Origin of the sequence: Microbacterium sp. LMX7-1.2, assembly GCF_040675935.1 — a bacterium.
GTDB lineage: Bacteria > Actinomycetota > Actinomycetes > Actinomycetales > Microbacteriaceae > Microbacterium.
Genome location: NZ_JBEGIL010000001.1, coordinates 3,598,002 through 3,613,610, shown reverse-complemented (window position 1 = coordinate 3,613,610; position 15,609 = coordinate 3,598,002). Strand labels below are relative to the sequence as shown.

Genomic DNA, 15,609 nt, shown 5'->3' with positions numbered 1-15,609 from the left:
GCGCTCAGAGCGGGATGATGCAGTCATCGAGCGCCCGAGGGAAGGTCGTGAGCGCCTCCGCGCCGTCCGCCGTCACGAGCATGCTGTCGCTGATGCGGTAGCCGGCGTGGCCGGGCACGTAGATGCCCGGCTCGTTCGACACGACCATGCCGGCGACGAGCACCGTGTCGTCGCCGTCCTCGAGCCACGGCGCCTCGTGCATCCCCAGGCCGATGCCGTGCCCCTGCCGGTGGCGGATGAACTCACCCAGCCCCGCCTCGCGGATCACGTCGAGGCACAGCCGGTTGGCCTCACGGCATTCCAGCCCTTCGCGGATCGTCTCGCGTCCGAGCTGCTGAGCGGCGTGGATCGTGTCGTGGTAGCGACGCTGCTCGGCCGTGGGCTCACCGAGCACGAAGGTCCTCTCCCCCTCGATGAAGCGTCCGCCGACCGCGCATCCCAGCGACAGCATGAACGTGTCGCCGGCGCGCAGCCTGTTCACCGAGGGCAGACCGTGCGGGAAGGCGGAGTTCGCCCCCGAGTACACCAGCCCCCCGGCCAGCAGCGACGCCACCACCACGTTGCGGTGCTCGCCGTACATGATGCCGGCACCCGTGGCCGTGACGTGGCGCTCGAGCTCGGCTTCGGTGGGCAGGTCTCCGCCGGCGACCACGGCGTCGGTCACCAGGCGGACTCCGGCCTCGAGCATCCGATCGGTGATCCTGGCCGCCTCACGGTGCAGCGCGACCTCCTCGGGGAGCTTCACATAGCGGGCGCGGGCGAGGAGATCGGTGCCGACCAGCTCGGCCTCGGGCATCGCGGACCGCGCTGAGGCGAGCCGGGCGTAGGGCATGGTCGAGGCGAAGCCGACTCGGCCGCGCGGTCGCACGGCAGCCGCGAGCACCGAGAACGGTGCGACGATCCCGGGGAACTCGAAGAACGCCACGAGTTCGGCGCGCGCCGACTGCGACTGCGCGTACTCCCGTTCGAGTTCCGGCAGCAGCATCACGACGCGGCCGGACGCCTCGAGCCACACCGCGACCGGACGCTCCGAGGGGTGGTGGAAGAAGCCCGTGAGGTACGCGATGTCCTCGGGGTGCTCGGTGAGGATCGCGTCGAATCCCTCCTCCGCCATCATCGCGCGTACCCGCTCCTGGGCACGGTCGAAGAACTCCGGTGCCAGTCGCTGGTCGAACGGTTCCATTTCGGTGGTTCCCTTCATCGCTTGAGGTGCCGCGGGTTGCGGGCGTCGTTGTAGGCGATCGAGAGCAGTGTGGCCGACAGCACGAGGACGAGGATCGCGATCGACGGGAAGAGCGTGAGCCACCAGGCGCTCACCATCGCCCCCGCCTGCTGGGCCTCGTACAGGATGCGGCCCCACGACCAGGTGGTCGGGTCGCCGAGTCCGAGGAACGCGAGGCCCGCGGCCGACAGCACCGCGCGCGAGGCCGTGACCACGACCGAGACCACGACGACCGGCGTGACCGCGGGCAGTACGTGGCGCGTGATGATCCAGAACGGCGAGGTCGTCATGAGGCGCGAGGCGTCGACGTACGGCAGACCGACCACGGTGAGAGCCTGCGACCGCACGAGCCTGGTGACCTCGGGCCACGAGAACGCCGCGACCACGAAGATGATGGTGCTCGTGCTCGGCCCCACGAGCGCCGCGATGAGGATCATCAGCGGCAGCACGGGCAGCGACAGCGTCATGTCGACGATCACGCTGATGATGCTGTCGAGCCGGCGGAAGTAGGCGCCGATCACCGCGATGATCGTGCCGAACACGATGGCGATGACGGATGCCGCGACGGCGACCAGCACGCTCTGCTGCGTGCCCCAGATCACCTCGGAGAACACGTCGCGGCCGAGTGCGTCGGTGCCGAACCAGTGCTCGCCCCCGGGCGGACGCAGGACGTCAGGGCCGTAGCTCGCGGGGTACGGGGCGATGAGCGGCGCCGCGAGCGCGATCACCACGAGCAGGATGAGCAGACCCAGGGAGATCATGCCGAGCGGGTCGCGGCGGAACGCCCGCCACGTGTGCGCGCTCGCGCGCTCGCTGCCGACGGCGGCGGGTTCTGTGAGGGGTGCTCCCTCGGCGGAGGGCAGGAGAGGTGCGGTCATGACGTCTTCACTCTCGGGTCGAGGTAGCCGTAGACGATGTCGGTGAGGGTGTTCGCGACCACGACCGTGAGGGCGAGCATCAGGAACGCGCCCTGCAGGACGGGGAAGTCGAGCTGAGTCACGGCTTCGTAGATGCCGCGTCCGATTCCGGGATAGGCGAACACGGTCTCGGTGAGCACCGCGCCGCCGACCAGGAAGCCCAGCTGCAGGCCGATCAGGGTCGTGGTGGGGAGGAGGGCGTTGCGCAGCGCATGCTTCCAGAGGATGCGCCGGCCGCGGAGCCCGTTGGCCTTGGCGAGCAGGATGTAGTCCTCGCTGAGCGTCTCGATGAGGGTCGAGCGCATCGTGAGAACGTACGAGCCCACCTGGATGAGCATGAGCGACACGGCCGGCAGCACGAGATGCTGCGCGACGCTGAGGTACCACTCCATGCCGTAGGTGTTGTTCGTGTACGCCCCGCCGATCGGGAACCAGCCCAGGTTGAGGCCGAACACGAACAGCAGCAGGATCGCGACGCTCGGCACGAACAGCGACTGACCGGTGACGCCCAGGATCTGCACGGCGCGGTCGATGAACCGTCCCTTGTGCGAGGCCGCGGCCACACCGAGGGGGATGCCGATCAGGATCGTCAGCACGAGTGCCGTGACCGTGAGCAGCAGCGTCCACGGGAGCCGCTGCAGCAGCACGTCCATCACGGGGATCGACTGCGTGAACGAGATGCCGAGGTTGCCCTGCACGAGCTGCCACATGTACAGCCCGTACTGGACGATCAGGGGCTGATCCAGCCCGTACTGCTCGAGGATGGTCGCCCGGATGGCGTCGGTCATGTTCGGACTCGCCAACGCGAGAGCGGGGTCTCCGGGGAGCAGGCGGAGGAGCAGGAACGTCACGGTCACGGCGAACCAGATCGTGAGCAGGCCTCGCCCTGCGCGACGGAGAATGAACGATGCTCGGGACACCCGGGCGACCTTCCTCGAGATTTCCTACGGCGGGTTTACTCGACCGGGTGCGCGCTCGCGAGCGAGAGCGGGTTCACGATCGAGAGCAGCTCGCTCGGCTTCGAGATGAAGCCGGCCCATTCGTCGCTGGCGGCGAAGAACAGGTTCTGCGTGTACATGATGTTGTCGTAGACCTGCTCGTGCACGATCTTGTTCGCCTCGCGCATGATCGAGATCTTGTCGTCCTCGTCGAACGTGACCATGCCCTCCTCGATCAGGGCGTTCAGCTCGGGGTCGTCGACGTGGGTGTAGTTGATCGCTCCCCCGGGCAGGTACGACAGGGCGAAGTTCGTCACGGGGTCGTCCATGATCGCGAAGTTGCCGGCGTAGATGTCGTAGTCGCCCGCGTTGGTCATCGACAGGTACGTGTTGCGCTCGGTGCCCTGCAGCTCGATCGTGATGCCCGCCTCGGCGGCGCTGTCCTTGACGAGCTGTGCCCATTGGCTGGTCACGCTGTCCTGCAGCGAGTAGATCAGTCGGAAGGAGATCGGGAACATCCCGTCGGCGCCTGCCGTGTACCCGGCTTCCTCCATGAGCTCGCGGGCCTTGTCGGTGTCGAACTCGTACTCCGTGACCGAGTCGTCGTAGTACTTGGCCAGCACCGGCATGAGAGCGCTCGAACCGGTCGAGACGGCCTGTCCCTGCAGCACGACCGTGCGGATCGCCTCATAGTCGACCGCGTGGGCGAGCGCCTGCCGCACCTCGGTCTTCGCGAGGTCGGGCTTCTCCATGTTGTAGACGAGGTGCGCGTAGCCGAGACCGGCGGCCTCGATGACCTGCAGGCCGGAGGCGTTGCTGAGCTGGTCGACCTGCGCGGGCGGCAGGGCGTTCGCGATCACGTCGATCTCGCCGCTCTGCAGCGCGAGGATCTCGGTGTTCACGTCGGGGTACACGCGGTAGACGACCTCGGCGGGACCGGGGACGCCTCCCTCGACGAGCGGGTAGTCCTCCACGCGCTTCAGCGTGTAGTGCTGCCCGACCTGGAAGTCCTCGAGGATGAACGGGCCCATCCCGACCCATCCGCCCGCGCTCCCGTCGTTCGCGAACTCGGCGATGGAGCCCTGCGGCTCGAAGACGTGCTGCGGGACCACGACTCCCCAGAAGCCGATCTCGTCGATGATCGACGAGTCCGGCTGCGTCAGCGTGAGCTCGACGCGGGTGTCCGAAACCGCGGTCGCGGTCTCGAGGTTGCCGAGCTGCCCGTAGAAGGTGCCGGGCGCCTGGTCGCGCTTGACCGCGTTGAGCGTCCAGGCCACGTCCTCGGCGGTGAGCGGCTCGCCGTCGCTCCAGGTCAGGTCGTCGCGGATCTCGTAGAACCCCGTGGTGTCGTCCACGTAGCCCCAGTCGGTGGCGACGTGCTCCTCCTTGGTGCCGTCGTCGCTGATGCTCAGCAGGTGGGGGTACATGAGGTTCGTGATCCAGGAGTCCGTGCGGCTGTTGCCGAGCACCGGGTTGAAGTTCACGACGTCGGTCGTCGTGCCGATGCTGAGAGTCTCGTCGCTCGGACCGGTCGTCCCGGAGGACTCTCCCGGTTCCGGCGCCGTCGGTGCGCACGCGGCGAGACCGACGGCGAGAGCCGCGGCCGCGCCGAGCGCGAGGAACTTGCTGTGCTTCATCAGACCCAAACCTCCTCGAGGACGCGCATGGTGTTGCCGCCGACGACCGCGCGGATCTCGTCGTCGGAGTAGTCGTGCTTCACGAGCCAGCCGATGATGTTGTAGAACGCCTCGGCGGGGTTCTCGATCCCATCGACGTACGGCTGCTTCTCGTACTCCACGTTGGCGTGCGCCTGCCCGAGCGACAGGTTCGACGAGAACGCGTCGTGCAGGCCCACGTGGTCGCCGAACAGGGTGTCCGGGCCGAAGCTGACGTGCTCGAGTCCGACGAGGTCGACGCAGTACTGGAAGTGGTCCATGACCGATTCCAGCGAGTGCTTGGGATGCTGGGGCGAGATGGTCGTGTGCGGTGCAGCCTCGATGCCGATGACGCCGCCGCGCTTCGCGCACTGGATGATCGTCTCGTCCGTCTTCATGCGGTTCGTGGGCCACAGGCCCCGAGCGCCGGCGTGCGTGATGAACACGGGCACCTTCGAGTGCGCGATGACGTCGAGGCACGTCTGGTCGCCGGAGTGCGAGATGTCGATCGCGATACCCAGCTTGTTCATGCGCTCGACCGCGCGCTCGCCGAAGTAGGTGAGGCCGCCGTCGCCGCGCTCCTTGAGCCCGCCGCCGAGCATGTTGGCCTCGGAGTAGGCGATGCCCATCTGGCGGACCCCGAACCCGTAGAGCACGTCGAGCCGGTCGACCTCGTTCTCGATCATGGTCGATGCCTCGAGCGCGAAGATGTGGGCGACGCGGCCCGTCTCGGCGGCGTGCCGGATGTCCTTGATGGACTCCGCCTTGATCACGAAGTCCTGGTGGGCGAGGTCGGCCATGCGGACGCCGAGGTCGAAGAGCACATCCTGATACTTCCAGCCCGCGTCGCTCGAGATGCAGCAGGTGCCGTCCATGCCGTTGTCGAACACCGCGGTGAGGCCCGAGCGCGCGAGGCCCTGGTAGCCGGTGGGTTCGCGGCCCTGGCGGATGTGGTCGCGCAGCTCGCCCATGTCCTCGGGGAAGACCTGGACGTGCTCGTGCAGGGAGATCACGGTCTCCTCACGCAGCAGGCGTTCGGTGCGCTCCTTCTGCGTGTCGCTGAGATCGAGCCCTTCGTAGGCGGGGACGCGGCCGATCTGCGCCGCGTAGCGGAACTCCCGGTAGTCCTTGCCCGCCTCGAGGTAGTCGTAGGCGGTGTAGCCGGTGTAGCGGTCTGCTGGTTCGAGCACGGATGCGCTCCTTCGGTTCGGTGTGCGGGTGCCTCTCCCATCCATCCAGGGGAGATTTCTCGAATCTCGACGATTTCGGCGCCCATGTCAACTCTTTTGCGAAAATTCGGCAGAGATGTTTCCTGTTCGAAACATTTCAGAGCCAAAGTGCTGGCATGATGGCTCCATGGAGAACACGACCGGATCAGAAAGCGGCCCCGTCCTCGACGTCCGTGGCCTCACCGTCACCCTGAACGGCGACGCCGGCTCGACGCGCGTCGTCGACGACATCGACCTCTCGGTGCGCCGCGGCGAGGTCTTCGCGCTGCTCGGCGAGTCGGGCTCGGGCAAGTCCATGACCGCACGGGCGATCATGGGCCTCATCGAGGACGGAGAGGTCGCGGCGACGACACTGCGTCTCGGAGCCGCAGACCTGCTGTCGATCTCCCCCGAACAGCACCGACGGCTGCGAGGGGTCACCGTGAGCCTCGTGATGCAGGATGCGCTCTCGGCACTCAACCCCGTGCTCAGCATCGGCGACCAGATCATCGACCTGCTGCGCGCGCATCGCCGCATCACCCGGCGCGATGCGCGGGCGCGCGCCGTGGAGCTGCTGACGCTCGTGGGCATCCCGTCCCCCGAGAAGCGCGTGCACGATTACCCGCACCAGTTCTCGGGTGGCCAGCGGCAGCGCATCCTCATCGCCATGGCGATCGCGCTCGACCCCGACCTCATCATCGCCGACGAGCCCACCACGGCGCTCGACGTCACCGTGCAGGCGCAGATCCTCGACCTGCTGCTCTCCCTCCGCGACCGGCTGGGCATGGGGATCCTCCTCATCACCCACGACCTCGGCGTCGTGATGGAGGTCGCCGACCGCGTCGCCGTGATGCGCACGGGGCGCATCGTGGAATCCGGCAGCGCCGACGAGGTGCTGACCGCGCCGCAGCATCCGTACACGCAGCAGCTCCTGCATTCCATGCCGAAGGACGTGAGCGCGGCCGTCACCGACGACGGCGCCGCGCCGATCCTGCAGGCCGCGGACGTCGAGCGCACGTTCCGCTCCGGCAGCGGACGTCGTGCGCATCGCGTGGCCGCGGTGGCCGGCGTCGACCTCAGCCTCCGCCCGGGCGAGATCCTCGCGATCGTCGGAGAATCCGGCAGCGGCAAGTCGACTCTCGCGCGGATGCTGGTGGGGCTGGACTCCCCCGATGCCGGAACGCTCACGTATCGCGACCAGGACGTGACACGCGGACGCCTCGCAGACCGCAAGGTCCTGCGTCGCGGAGTGCAGATGGTCTTCCAAGACCCCTACATGTCACTCAACCCGCGCATGACCGTCCAGCAGATCATCTCGGAGCCTCTCGCCGCGACGCGTTCCGGATCGCCCTCGAGCCGACGCGATCGCGTCGCCGAGCTGCTGGAGCTCGTCGGGCTCTCCCCCGACATGGCCTCCCGGTTCCCCCACCAGTTCTCCGGGGGTCAGCGGCAGCGCATCGGGATCGCCCGTGCCCTCGCGCTCGACCCTGACGTCCTGGTGTGCGACGAGCCGGTCTCGGCGCTCGACGTGTCGATCCGCGCACAGATCATCGACCTGCTCTGCGATCTGCGCGAGCGGCTCGGCATGTCCATCGTCTTCATCGCGCACGATCTGTCGCTCGTCCGGCACATCGCGGACCGCGTGGCGGTCATGTACCTCGGCGACATGGTCGAGGTCGGCGACACCGAAGCCGTGTACCGCACGCCCGAGCATCCGTACACGAAGTCGCTGCTGTCGGCGATCCCTCCGCAGACGCGCGCCGACCGGGGCATGCTGGCTCGGCGCACGCGTCTCAGCGCCTGAGCGAGGGCGCGCTCAGGTCGCGAGCAGCGGCGGAAGGTGCGGGATCGCGATCGGACGCGTCGCACGACTCGAGTCCTGCATGCGCGAGACGTCCTCCAGCACCTGGTACGCGTCGGAGTAGCGGATGGCGAGCGGGAGGTCCCGCAGCCACACCACCTCGACCTCGGTCTCCGCGTACTCGTACACGCACGCGACGAGATGCCGTGGGTCGTTCTCGGGGTACCGCTGGTCGTTGATCACCCACTCGGTCGGAGTGATGCGGTTGAGTACGTATCGTGGCTCCGGATCTCCGGGCATGTGACGGTCCTCCAAGACTCTCTCCCCTGGGAGAGATCATCTCGGGATCGTGGGCCTCGGCATAGCCCCTTGACACCCCGGTCGTCCTGTGCGGCCTCGACTCAGCGCGCGGGACGGATCGTGAGATCGGTCAGCGCGGCGTCGTCCGGAAGGTCGAGCGCGGTGAGGATGGTCGTCGCAACGGACTCCGGCGCGATGAAGCGGGACGGGTCGTAGTCGCGTCCCTCCTGTTGGTGCACGCGCTCCTGCATGGGGGTCGCGGTGCGTCCCGGGTACACCGAGGTGACGCGCACGCCATACTCCGCCTCCTCGGCCCGCAGCGAGTCGGCCAGGGCGCGCAGCCCGTGCTTCGACGCCGCATAGGCCGACCAGCCGGCGTGCGCGTGCAGGCCGGCGCCCGAGTTCACGAACACGATGCGGCCGCGAGCGACGCGCAGCAGCGGCAGCAGGAGTCGAGTCAGCTCGGCGGGACCCACGAGGTTGACTGCGAGCTGCTGCTCCCAGAGGGTCGCAGGCAGGTCCGCGACGGCCCCGAGGTCGACGACACCGGCCACGTGCACGATCGAGTCGATGCGCTCAGGAAGAGCCTGCTTCGACAGTGCCCACGACAGGCGACCGGGCTGGGCGAGGTCGCCCACCAGGGTCGTCGCGCCGGGATGCTGGGCCGCGATCTCGCGAGCCCGCCCGGCGTCGCGCGCGAGCAGTACGACGCTGTCGCCGCGCTCCTGGAGACGGCGTGCGACGACGGCGCCGATCCCGGATCCTGCGCCCGTGATCAGGTGCGTGCGCATGTCAGGCGCGGTCGGCGGTGGGCTCGGCGAGCTCGAACGGAACGACCGGGCAGTCCTTCCAGAGGCGCTCCAGGCCGTAGTAGACCCGCTCCTCCTGGTGGAACACGTGCACGATCAGGTCGCCGAAGTCCAGGAGCACCCAGCGCGCCTCCGCGCGGCCCTCGCGACGCACGCGCTTGTGTCCGGCCTCGATCAGCCGGTCCTCGACCTCGTCGGCGATAGCGGCGACGTTGCGCTCGCTGTTCCCGGTGACGAGGAGGAAGATGTCGACGAGCGGCAGCGGCTCGGAGACGTTCAGGGCGACGAGATCCTCGCCGCCCTTCGAGACGGCGGCGTCGGCTGCGAGCTGCAGCATCTGGACGGCGGTTTCAGGTGACTGCATCAGAAGACATTCGTGGTGATGGCGATCACGACGGCGACCCCGACCGCGAGGGCGAGACCACCCGCCACGATCGCGAGGATGATCATGAGCCGGTTGCCCTTCTCAGGGGCAGGAGGACGGATGACCTCGCCGGCGGGCTTGATGGTGCTGATCGCCGAGCTGGCGGCGATCGGCGTGGGAGACGATGCCGGGGGCAGTTCGCCGTCGATGAGCACGGCGTCCACCTCCTTGCCGTCGGTCGTGCCGTCGGCGTGGCCGCGCGAGCCCAGCCCCTTCGGCAGTTCGTACGAGCCGGTGACGAGGATCTCACCGGTCGAGGCCACGGGGCCCGACAGGGATCCCTCGCCGGGACCCGGCGTGAAGATCAGGGTGTTGCCCGCACGGTGCGAGCCCGTCGAGTCGCCGACGGTGAGCAGCTCGTCGAACGACGGGGCGAACGGCTTCTGCGGCTCGGGTGCGGCGTCGGCGAGCACGCCCTGTCCGAAGGCGGAGTTCACGGTCGGGCGCTCACCCTCGCTGAGGTCGACGTCCTCGGCGTCCGCGACGTCGGCGAGCACGTCGTCCGCGTCGTCGGGTTCCGGGTCGGCCGGAGTCTCGACCTCGATGCCCAGAGCGGCGACCGCCGCGACGGGATCCTCGTCGTCGTCCGCCTGGGCCTGGTCCGCCGGAGCCTCGCCGGGTTCCTGAGCTTCGCGGGATTCGTCCACGAACGGTGCGATCGGCACCTCGCCGACCGAGTCGACGCTCGACGCAGCGCTCACCGGGGCGAGCACGATCTCCTGGTCCGCCTCGGAGTCGTCGTCCGCCGCAGGCCGCTGCGCGTCGACGACAGGGGCATCGGGCGTGCTGTCCTCTGCGGGCGCCGGCTGCGAGACCGGGGGCGCGAACGCCGGAATGCCTGTGACGAGCGCCGAGCCCTGGGCGGGAGTCTGCTCCTCGGCGGGAGTCTGCCCGGACGCCTCCTCCTCGGGAGCCTGGTCCTCAGCGGACGCGTCCTCCCCGACGACAGGGACGGATGCCGTGGCGGCACGGTCGCGTTCACGCATCTGTCGACGCGTGAGTCGCCCGTCGTTGGCAGTGATCTCGACGGGAGCGGGAGGGATATCCGCGGGCGCGGCAGGACGCGGTGCGGGCGGGGCGGGTGTGGTCGTCGAAGAGGCTGCGGCCTCGGCGGCCTCGTCGGGTGTGATGACCGGCGTCGATCCGGTCAGCCGGATCTCCCGCAGCTGCTTGCGTGTCAGCGGACCCTGCTCGTTCTGATCCGATGTACTCATGCCTTGCTCCGATACAGATGATGCTTCGCGATGTATTGAACGACTCCGTCGGGGACGAGGTACCACACCGGTTGATCGTCGTGAACCCGCTCACGGCAGGCCGTCGACGAGATCGACAGCGCAGGAACCTCCAGCTGACTGACGTCGTCACTCGGGAGGCCGTCCGTGCTCAGGACGTGTCCTGGACGTGAGACCGCGACGAAGTGGGCCAACTCCCACAACTCATCATGGTCCCTCCAACTGAGAATTTGCGCCACGGCATCGGCACCCGTGATGAAGAAGAGCTCCGCGTCGGGCCGCGCTCGCTTCAGATCGCGGAGCGTGTCGATCGTGTAGGTCGGGCCTTCACGGTCGATGTCGACCCGGCTGACCGTGAACTGCGGGTTGGATGCCGTCGCGATCACCGTCATGAGGTAGCGGTGCTCGCTGGGGGTGACGTCGGACTTCTGCCACGGGTGTCCGGTGGGGACGAAGACGACCTCGTCGAGATCGAAGGAGTGCGCGACCTCGCTCGCGGCGACCAGGTGGCCGTGGTGGATGGGGTCGAACGTGCCGCCCATCACACCGATGCGCGCGGGGCGCGAGGTCGTGTCGTTCATACGGGCCTAGTGGCCGTGTCCCGCCTCGTGTCCGTGCTTGCCGTGCTTCTCGGCCCAGGCCTCGGCCTTGGCCGAGTGACGGTTCGCGACGTTCTTGTACGACAGGGTCACGAGCGCGAGGAAGGCGAACACGATCGCGGCGACGGCACCGAAGATCAGCGTCTCGAGCTGCACGTTGCCGTGGTGCTCGGTCTCTGCGGCGGCCATCGCGATCTGTGCGACGAGATTCATCCTTGCTCCGTTTCGTGGCTGGCGGGCGTGGCGCTCGGGCGCCTCAGCGCCCCCTAGTCTAGCCCTCAGCCGCGGGTCTGCCCCGCTCCACGCGCGAGCCACTTCGTGCTGGTCAGCTCGGAAAGCCCCATCGGGCCCCGGGTGTGGAGCTTCTGGGTCGAGATGCCGACCTCCGCACCGAACCCGAACTCGCCGCCGTCGGTGAACCGCGTCGACGCGTTCGCCATGACGACGGCGGAGTCGACCTCGGCCAGGAACCGCTCGGCGTTGCGAGAGTCGGTCGTCACGATCGACTCGGTGTGTCCCGTGCTGTAGCGACGGATGTGGTCGAGGGCGTCGTCGAGCGTGTCGACGACCTTCATCGCGATGTCGAGGCTCAGGTACTCGGTGGCCCAGTCCTCTTCGGTGGCCGGGATCACGTTCGAGACCAGCCCGGCGGTGATGTCGTCGCCGTGGATTGCCACGCCCTCGCTCTGCAGGGCGCTGGCCACGAGCGGGATGAGGCGCGGTGCCGCCTGGCGCAGCACGAGCACGGTCTCGACCGCGTTGCAGACGCTGGGGCGCTGCACCTTCGCGTTCACGACGATGTCGCGAGCCCAGTCGTCGGGCGCGCTCTCGTCGAGCACGATGTGCACGTTGCCGGCGCCGGTCTCGATGACGGGCACGGTCGATTCCGTCACGACCGTCTCGATCAGTCCGGCGCTGCCGCGCGGCACGAGCACGTCGATCAGACCACGTCCGTGCATGAGCGCCTTGGCGCCGTCGCGTCCGAAGTCGTCCACCGTCTGGATCGCCTCGGGCGTGATGCCGGCTCCGGCGAGGGCGTCGCGCATGACCTCGACGAGCACGGTGTTCGAGTCGCGCGCCGCACTCCCGCCGCGCAGAACGACGGCGTTGCCGGAGCGCAGGGCCAGAGCCGCGATGTCGACCGTGACGTTCGGACGGGCCTCGTAGATCGCACCCACCACCCCGAACGGGACACGCACCTGCTCGAGAGCGACGCCGTTCGGCATCCGATGCCCGCCGACCACGCGACCCACCGGGTCGGCCAGCGCCGCGACCTCCCGCACCGCGGCGGCCAGAGCGGCGACGCGCTTCTCGTCGAGGCGCAGACGGTCGATGAGCGAGTCGCCGATGCCGTCGGCGCGTCCGCGCTCGATGTCGAGGGCGTTCGCCTCGATGATCCGGGCTGCACTCTGCTCGAGGGCCGCGGCGATGGCCTCGAGTGCGCGCTCCTTGTCATCGCTGGTGAGCGCGGCGGTGGCACGCGAGGCCTCCTTGGCGCGCTCCAGGCGCACCTGCGGGGTCTGGTCGGTCATCCGCCCAGTCTAGGAGTGCGCGGGAGCGAACCAGGTCCCTATTTCCTCGCCCGCGAGGGCCCGTCCGACGAGATCGGCGCTCGTGACGAGCACGCCGATGCCGGATGCGGCGGCGAGACGCGCGGCCGAGACCTTGGTGGCCGCTCCCCCGGTGCCGACGCTGTTCACGACGGTCGAGCCGAACTCGAGCCCGGAGAGATCGGCATCGGGCTCGATCACGTCGAGGGGCTCGGCGGCGGGGTCGGACGGAGGCCGCGTGTAGAGCGACTCGATGTCGCTGAGCAGCACCAGGGCGTCCGCGTTCGTGAGCTGTGCGACGAGCGCGCCGAGTCGGTCGTTGTCGCCGAACCGGATCTCCTGCGTGGCGACCGTGTCGTTCTCGTTGACGATGGGCAGCACGCGCAGACCGAGCAGGCGCTCCATGGCACGCCGCGCGTTGCTGCGCGACGTCGGGTTCTCGAGGTCCCCGGTCGTGAGCAGCACCTGACCCGCCACGATCCCGAACGGGCGGAGCGCCTCCTGGTAGCGGAAGACGAGGATGTTCTGGCCGACGGCCGCCGCCGCCTGCTGCGTCGCGAGATCCGTGGGGCGCGCGTCGAGCTGAAGGAACGGGATGCCGGTCGCGATCGCGCCGGAGGACACCAGGATCACCTCGGTGCCGCGGCCGTGAGCCGTCGCGAGGGCGTGCACGATCATGGGGATCCGCCACGAGGACTCTCCGCTGATCGACGACGACCCCACCTTGACGACGATGCGCGAGGCGGTCGCGAGGTCCGCGCGCGTGCGGGCGGTCACTCCCCGTCCTCGCCGCGGGTGGCCAGGCGGCGCTCCTCTGCTGCGGCGCGCGCCTCGGCCTTGGCGTCCATGCGCTCGTAGTACTGCTCGCGACGCTCCGAGGTGGTGCGGCGCGAGTTCGGGGCGAGGCGGGGGTCGGTGCCGCGCGGCGCCGTCATGAGCTCGGCGGCCGACGACATGGTGGGCTCCCAGTCGAAGACGATGCTGTCGCCCTCGCCGATCACGACGGTCGATCCCTGCACCGCACCGAGGCGGAATAGCTCGTCCTCGACGCCGAGCTTCTCGAGGCGGTCGGCGAGGAACCCGACGGCCTCCTCGTTCTGGAAGTCGGTCTGCTGCACCCACCGCACCGGCTTCTCGCCGATGATGCGGTAGACGTTGCCGTAGGTGCCGCCCTCGACGCGGATCGTGAAGTCCTTCTTCGACCCCTTCGGACGGATGACGACGCGCTCGCGCACCGGCTCAGCCGCGGCCTGCTCCGCACGGTGCCTCTCGACGATCTCGCCCAGCGCGAAGGTCAGCGGACGGAGGCCCTCGTGCGACACCGTGGAGATGTCGAAGACGCGGAATCCGCGGGCTTCCAGATCGGGCCGCACGAGATCTGCGAGGTCGCGTGCCTCCGGCACGTCGATCTTGTTGAGCGCGACGAGCTGCGGACGCTCCAGGAGCGGTGTCTGCCCCTCGGGCACCTCGTAGGCGGCGAGCTCCGCGAGGATCACATCGAGGTCGGAGATCGGGTCCCGTCCCGGTTCGAGCGTCGCGCAGTCGAGCACGTGCAGCAGCGCGGAGCAGCGCTCGACGTGGCGAAGGAACTCGAGTCCGAGCCCTCGACCCTCGCTCGCACCCTCGATGAGGCCGGGAACGTCAGCGACGGTGTAGCGGAAGTCACCCTGCTGCACGACCCCGAGGTTGGGGTGGAGCGTCGTGAACGGGTAGTCGGCGATCTTGGGCCGAGCGGCCGAGATCGCACCGATCAGGCTCGACTTCCCGGCGGAGGGGTACCCGACGAGGGCGACGTCGGCGACCGTCTTGAGCTCGAGCACGACGTCGCCCTCGGCGCCGGGCGTGCCGAGAAGGGCGAAGCCGGGGGCCTTGCGCTTCGGCGTCGCGAGCGCGGCGTTGCCGAGACCGCCCTGACCGCCCTGAGCGACGACGAAGCGCTCACCGGGCTCGATCATGTCGATCAGCACCTCGCCCGCGGGGTTCTTCACCACGGTGCCTACCGGGACGGGGAGCACGAGGTCCTCGCCCATGAAGCCGGCGCGGTGGTCGCCCATGCCCGGTCCGCCGTTGCCGGAGTTGCGGTGGGGCGAGTGGTGGTACGACAGGAGCGTGCCGGTCTGGGAGTCGGCGACCAGGACGATGTCGCCGCCGTCGCCGCCGTTGCCGCCGTCAGGACCGCCGAGGGGCTTGAACTTCTCGCGGTGGACCGAGACACAGCCGTTGCCGCCCTTGCCCGCCCGCAGATGCAGCGTCACGGTGTCGACGAAGGTGACCATGTCTCTCTCCTTGCAAAGAGAATCGGGGCGGGCCGAAGCCCGCCCCGATTCGGATGTCTAGCGTCGCGCTGTGATCACTCGGCAGCGGCGACGATGTTGACGACCTTGCGGCCGCCCTTCGCGCCGAACTCGACCGCACCGGCGGCCAGAGCGAACAGCGTGTCGTCGCCACCGCGGCCGACGTTCACGCCGGGGTGGAAGTGCGTGCCGCGCTGACGGACGATGATCTCGCCGGCGAGGACCTGCTGACCGCCGAAGCGCTTGACGCCCAGTCGCTGTGCGTTGGAGTCACGACCGTTGCGGGTGGAGCTTGCGCCCTTTTTGTGTGCCATGTCCTGGTCTCCTCGGTCTTACTTGATGCCGGTGATCTTGACGCGCGTGAGCTCCTGACGGTGGCCCTGGCGCTTCTTGTAGCCGGTCTTGTTCTTGTACTTCTGGATGACGATCTTCGGGCCGCGGAGGTTGCCGAGCACCTCTGCCGTGACCTTGACCTTCGCGAGCTTGTCAGCGTCGGTGGTCACCGTGGCGCCGTCGACGAGCAGCACCGCGGCCAGCTCGATCTTCTCGCCCTGAGCAGCCTGAACACGGTCGAGCTGAACGATCGTGCCGACCTCGACCTTCTCCTGCCGCCCACCGGCGCGCACTACTGCGTAAACCACTTCATACCTGTTTCGTTGG

The 15,609-nt window shown here is 68.8% G+C and carries 17 protein-coding genes; 1 reads left to right on the top strand and 16 read right to left on the bottom strand.

The features are described 5' to 3' along the window. Positions 1 to 4: 4 nt before the first annotated feature. From MRBLMX7_RS17725 to MRBLMX7_RS17705, 5 genes are read right to left on the bottom strand one after another with little or no spacing between them, the layout of a single operon-like run. Positions 5 to 1,183, bottom strand: a complete 1,179-nt coding sequence (locus MRBLMX7_RS17725) for a M24 family metallopeptidase (RefSeq protein WP_363370491.1) — start codon at positions 1,181 to 1,183, stop codon at positions 5 to 7. 14 nt (positions 1,184 to 1,197) lie between these two features. After that, positions 1,198 to 2,100 (bottom strand): ABC transporter permease, encoded by a 903-nt coding sequence (locus tag MRBLMX7_RS17720; protein WP_363370490.1) that lies wholly within the window; start codon positions 2,098 to 2,100, stop codon positions 1,198 to 1,200. Beyond that, entirely contained in the window at positions 2,097 to 3,059 is a 963-nt protein-coding gene (locus MRBLMX7_RS17715) for an ABC transporter permease (protein WP_363370488.1), read from the bottom strand. Before MRBLMX7_RS17715 ends, MRBLMX7_RS17720 begins: the two co-directional genes overlap by 4 nt. Before the next feature lie 35 nt (positions 3,060 to 3,094). Continuing rightward, complete coding sequence (locus MRBLMX7_RS17710; protein ID WP_363370486.1) at positions 3,095 to 4,714, bottom strand: ABC transporter substrate-binding protein; 1,620 nt, start codon at positions 4,712 to 4,714, stop codon at positions 3,095 to 3,097. Then, a complete protein-coding gene (locus MRBLMX7_RS17705) occupies positions 4,714 to 5,922 on the bottom strand; it encodes a dipeptidase (protein ID WP_050723837.1) in 1,209 nt (402 codons plus the stop codon). The genes MRBLMX7_RS17710 and MRBLMX7_RS17705 overlap by 1 nt, the downstream gene beginning before the upstream one ends. 166 nt (positions 5,923 to 6,088) lie before the next feature. On the opposite strand from MRBLMX7_RS17705, the gene MRBLMX7_RS17700 reads away from it, so the two are divergent. Continuing rightward, positions 6,089 to 7,744: an ABC transporter ATP-binding protein gene (locus MRBLMX7_RS17700; protein WP_363370484.1), complete on the top strand. Its 1,656-nt coding sequence runs from the start codon at positions 6,089 to 6,091 to the stop codon at positions 7,742 to 7,744. 12 nt (positions 7,745 to 7,756) lie between these two features. Here the strand turns inward: MRBLMX7_RS17700 and MRBLMX7_RS17695 are convergent, their stop codons facing one another. The 11 genes from MRBLMX7_RS17695 to rplU all read right to left on the bottom strand — a co-directional run bounded on the left by MRBLMX7_RS17695 (position 7,757) and on the right by rplU (position 15,590). Next, a complete protein-coding gene (locus MRBLMX7_RS17695; RefSeq protein ID WP_363370482.1) occupies positions 7,757 to 8,041 on the bottom strand; it encodes a hypothetical protein in 285 nt (94 codons plus the stop codon). A 101-nt stretch (positions 8,042 to 8,142) separates the two neighbouring features. Beyond that, the gene (locus MRBLMX7_RS17690; RefSeq protein WP_363370481.1) at positions 8,143 to 8,832 is read right to left on the bottom strand and encodes an SDR family oxidoreductase; all 690 of its coding nucleotides are present in this window, start codon (positions 8,830 to 8,832) and stop codon (positions 8,143 to 8,145) included. A gap of 1 nt (position 8,833) precedes the next feature. Beyond that, positions 8,834 to 9,214, bottom strand: coding sequence for a ribosome silencing factor (gene rsfS / locus MRBLMX7_RS17685; protein ID WP_363370479.1), 381 nt, complete (start codon positions 9,212 to 9,214; stop codon positions 8,834 to 8,836). Continuing rightward, a complete protein-coding gene (locus MRBLMX7_RS17680; protein WP_363370477.1) occupies positions 9,214 to 10,488 on the bottom strand; it encodes a hypothetical protein in 1,275 nt (424 codons plus the stop codon). Before MRBLMX7_RS17680 ends, rsfS begins: the two co-directional genes overlap by 1 nt. Beyond that, the gene (nadD, locus tag MRBLMX7_RS17675) at positions 10,485 to 11,087 is read right to left on the bottom strand and encodes a nicotinate-nucleotide adenylyltransferase (protein WP_363370475.1); all 603 of its coding nucleotides are present in this window, start codon (positions 11,085 to 11,087) and stop codon (positions 10,485 to 10,487) included. Before nadD ends, MRBLMX7_RS17680 begins: the two co-directional genes overlap by 4 nt. A 6-nt stretch (positions 11,088 to 11,093) precedes the next feature. Continuing rightward, positions 11,094 to 11,318, bottom strand: coding sequence for a hypothetical protein (locus MRBLMX7_RS17670; RefSeq protein ID WP_050723830.1), 225 nt, complete (start codon positions 11,316 to 11,318; stop codon positions 11,094 to 11,096). Positions 11,319 to 11,383: 65 nt separating this feature from the next. Beyond that, positions 11,384 to 12,637 carry a glutamate-5-semialdehyde dehydrogenase gene (locus MRBLMX7_RS17665; RefSeq protein ID WP_363370473.1) on the bottom strand — a complete coding sequence of 418 codons (1,254 nt, stop codon included), beginning with the start codon at positions 12,635 to 12,637 and terminating at the stop codon, positions 11,384 to 11,386. Between the two features lie 9 nt (positions 12,638 to 12,646). Next, positions 12,647 to 13,432, bottom strand: coding sequence for a glutamate 5-kinase (gene proB, locus MRBLMX7_RS17660; protein WP_363370471.1), 786 nt, complete (start codon positions 13,430 to 13,432; stop codon positions 12,647 to 12,649). Next, a complete protein-coding gene (obgE, locus tag MRBLMX7_RS17655) occupies positions 13,429 to 14,931 on the bottom strand; it encodes a GTPase ObgE (RefSeq protein ID WP_363370469.1) in 1,503 nt (500 codons plus the stop codon). Before obgE ends, proB begins: the two co-directional genes overlap by 4 nt. Before the next feature lie 74 nt (positions 14,932 to 15,005). Continuing rightward, the gene (gene rpmA / locus MRBLMX7_RS17650; RefSeq protein WP_017202370.1) at positions 15,006 to 15,263 is read right to left on the bottom strand and encodes a 50S ribosomal protein L27; all 258 of its coding nucleotides are present in this window, start codon (positions 15,261 to 15,263) and stop codon (positions 15,006 to 15,008) included. An 18-nt stretch (positions 15,264 to 15,281) separates the two neighbouring features. After that, on the bottom strand, positions 15,282 to 15,590 hold the full coding sequence (gene rplU, locus MRBLMX7_RS17645; protein WP_050723826.1) for a 50S ribosomal protein L21: 309 nt from the start codon (positions 15,588 to 15,590) through the stop codon (positions 15,282 to 15,284). Positions 15,591 to 15,609 lie beyond the last annotated feature (19 nt).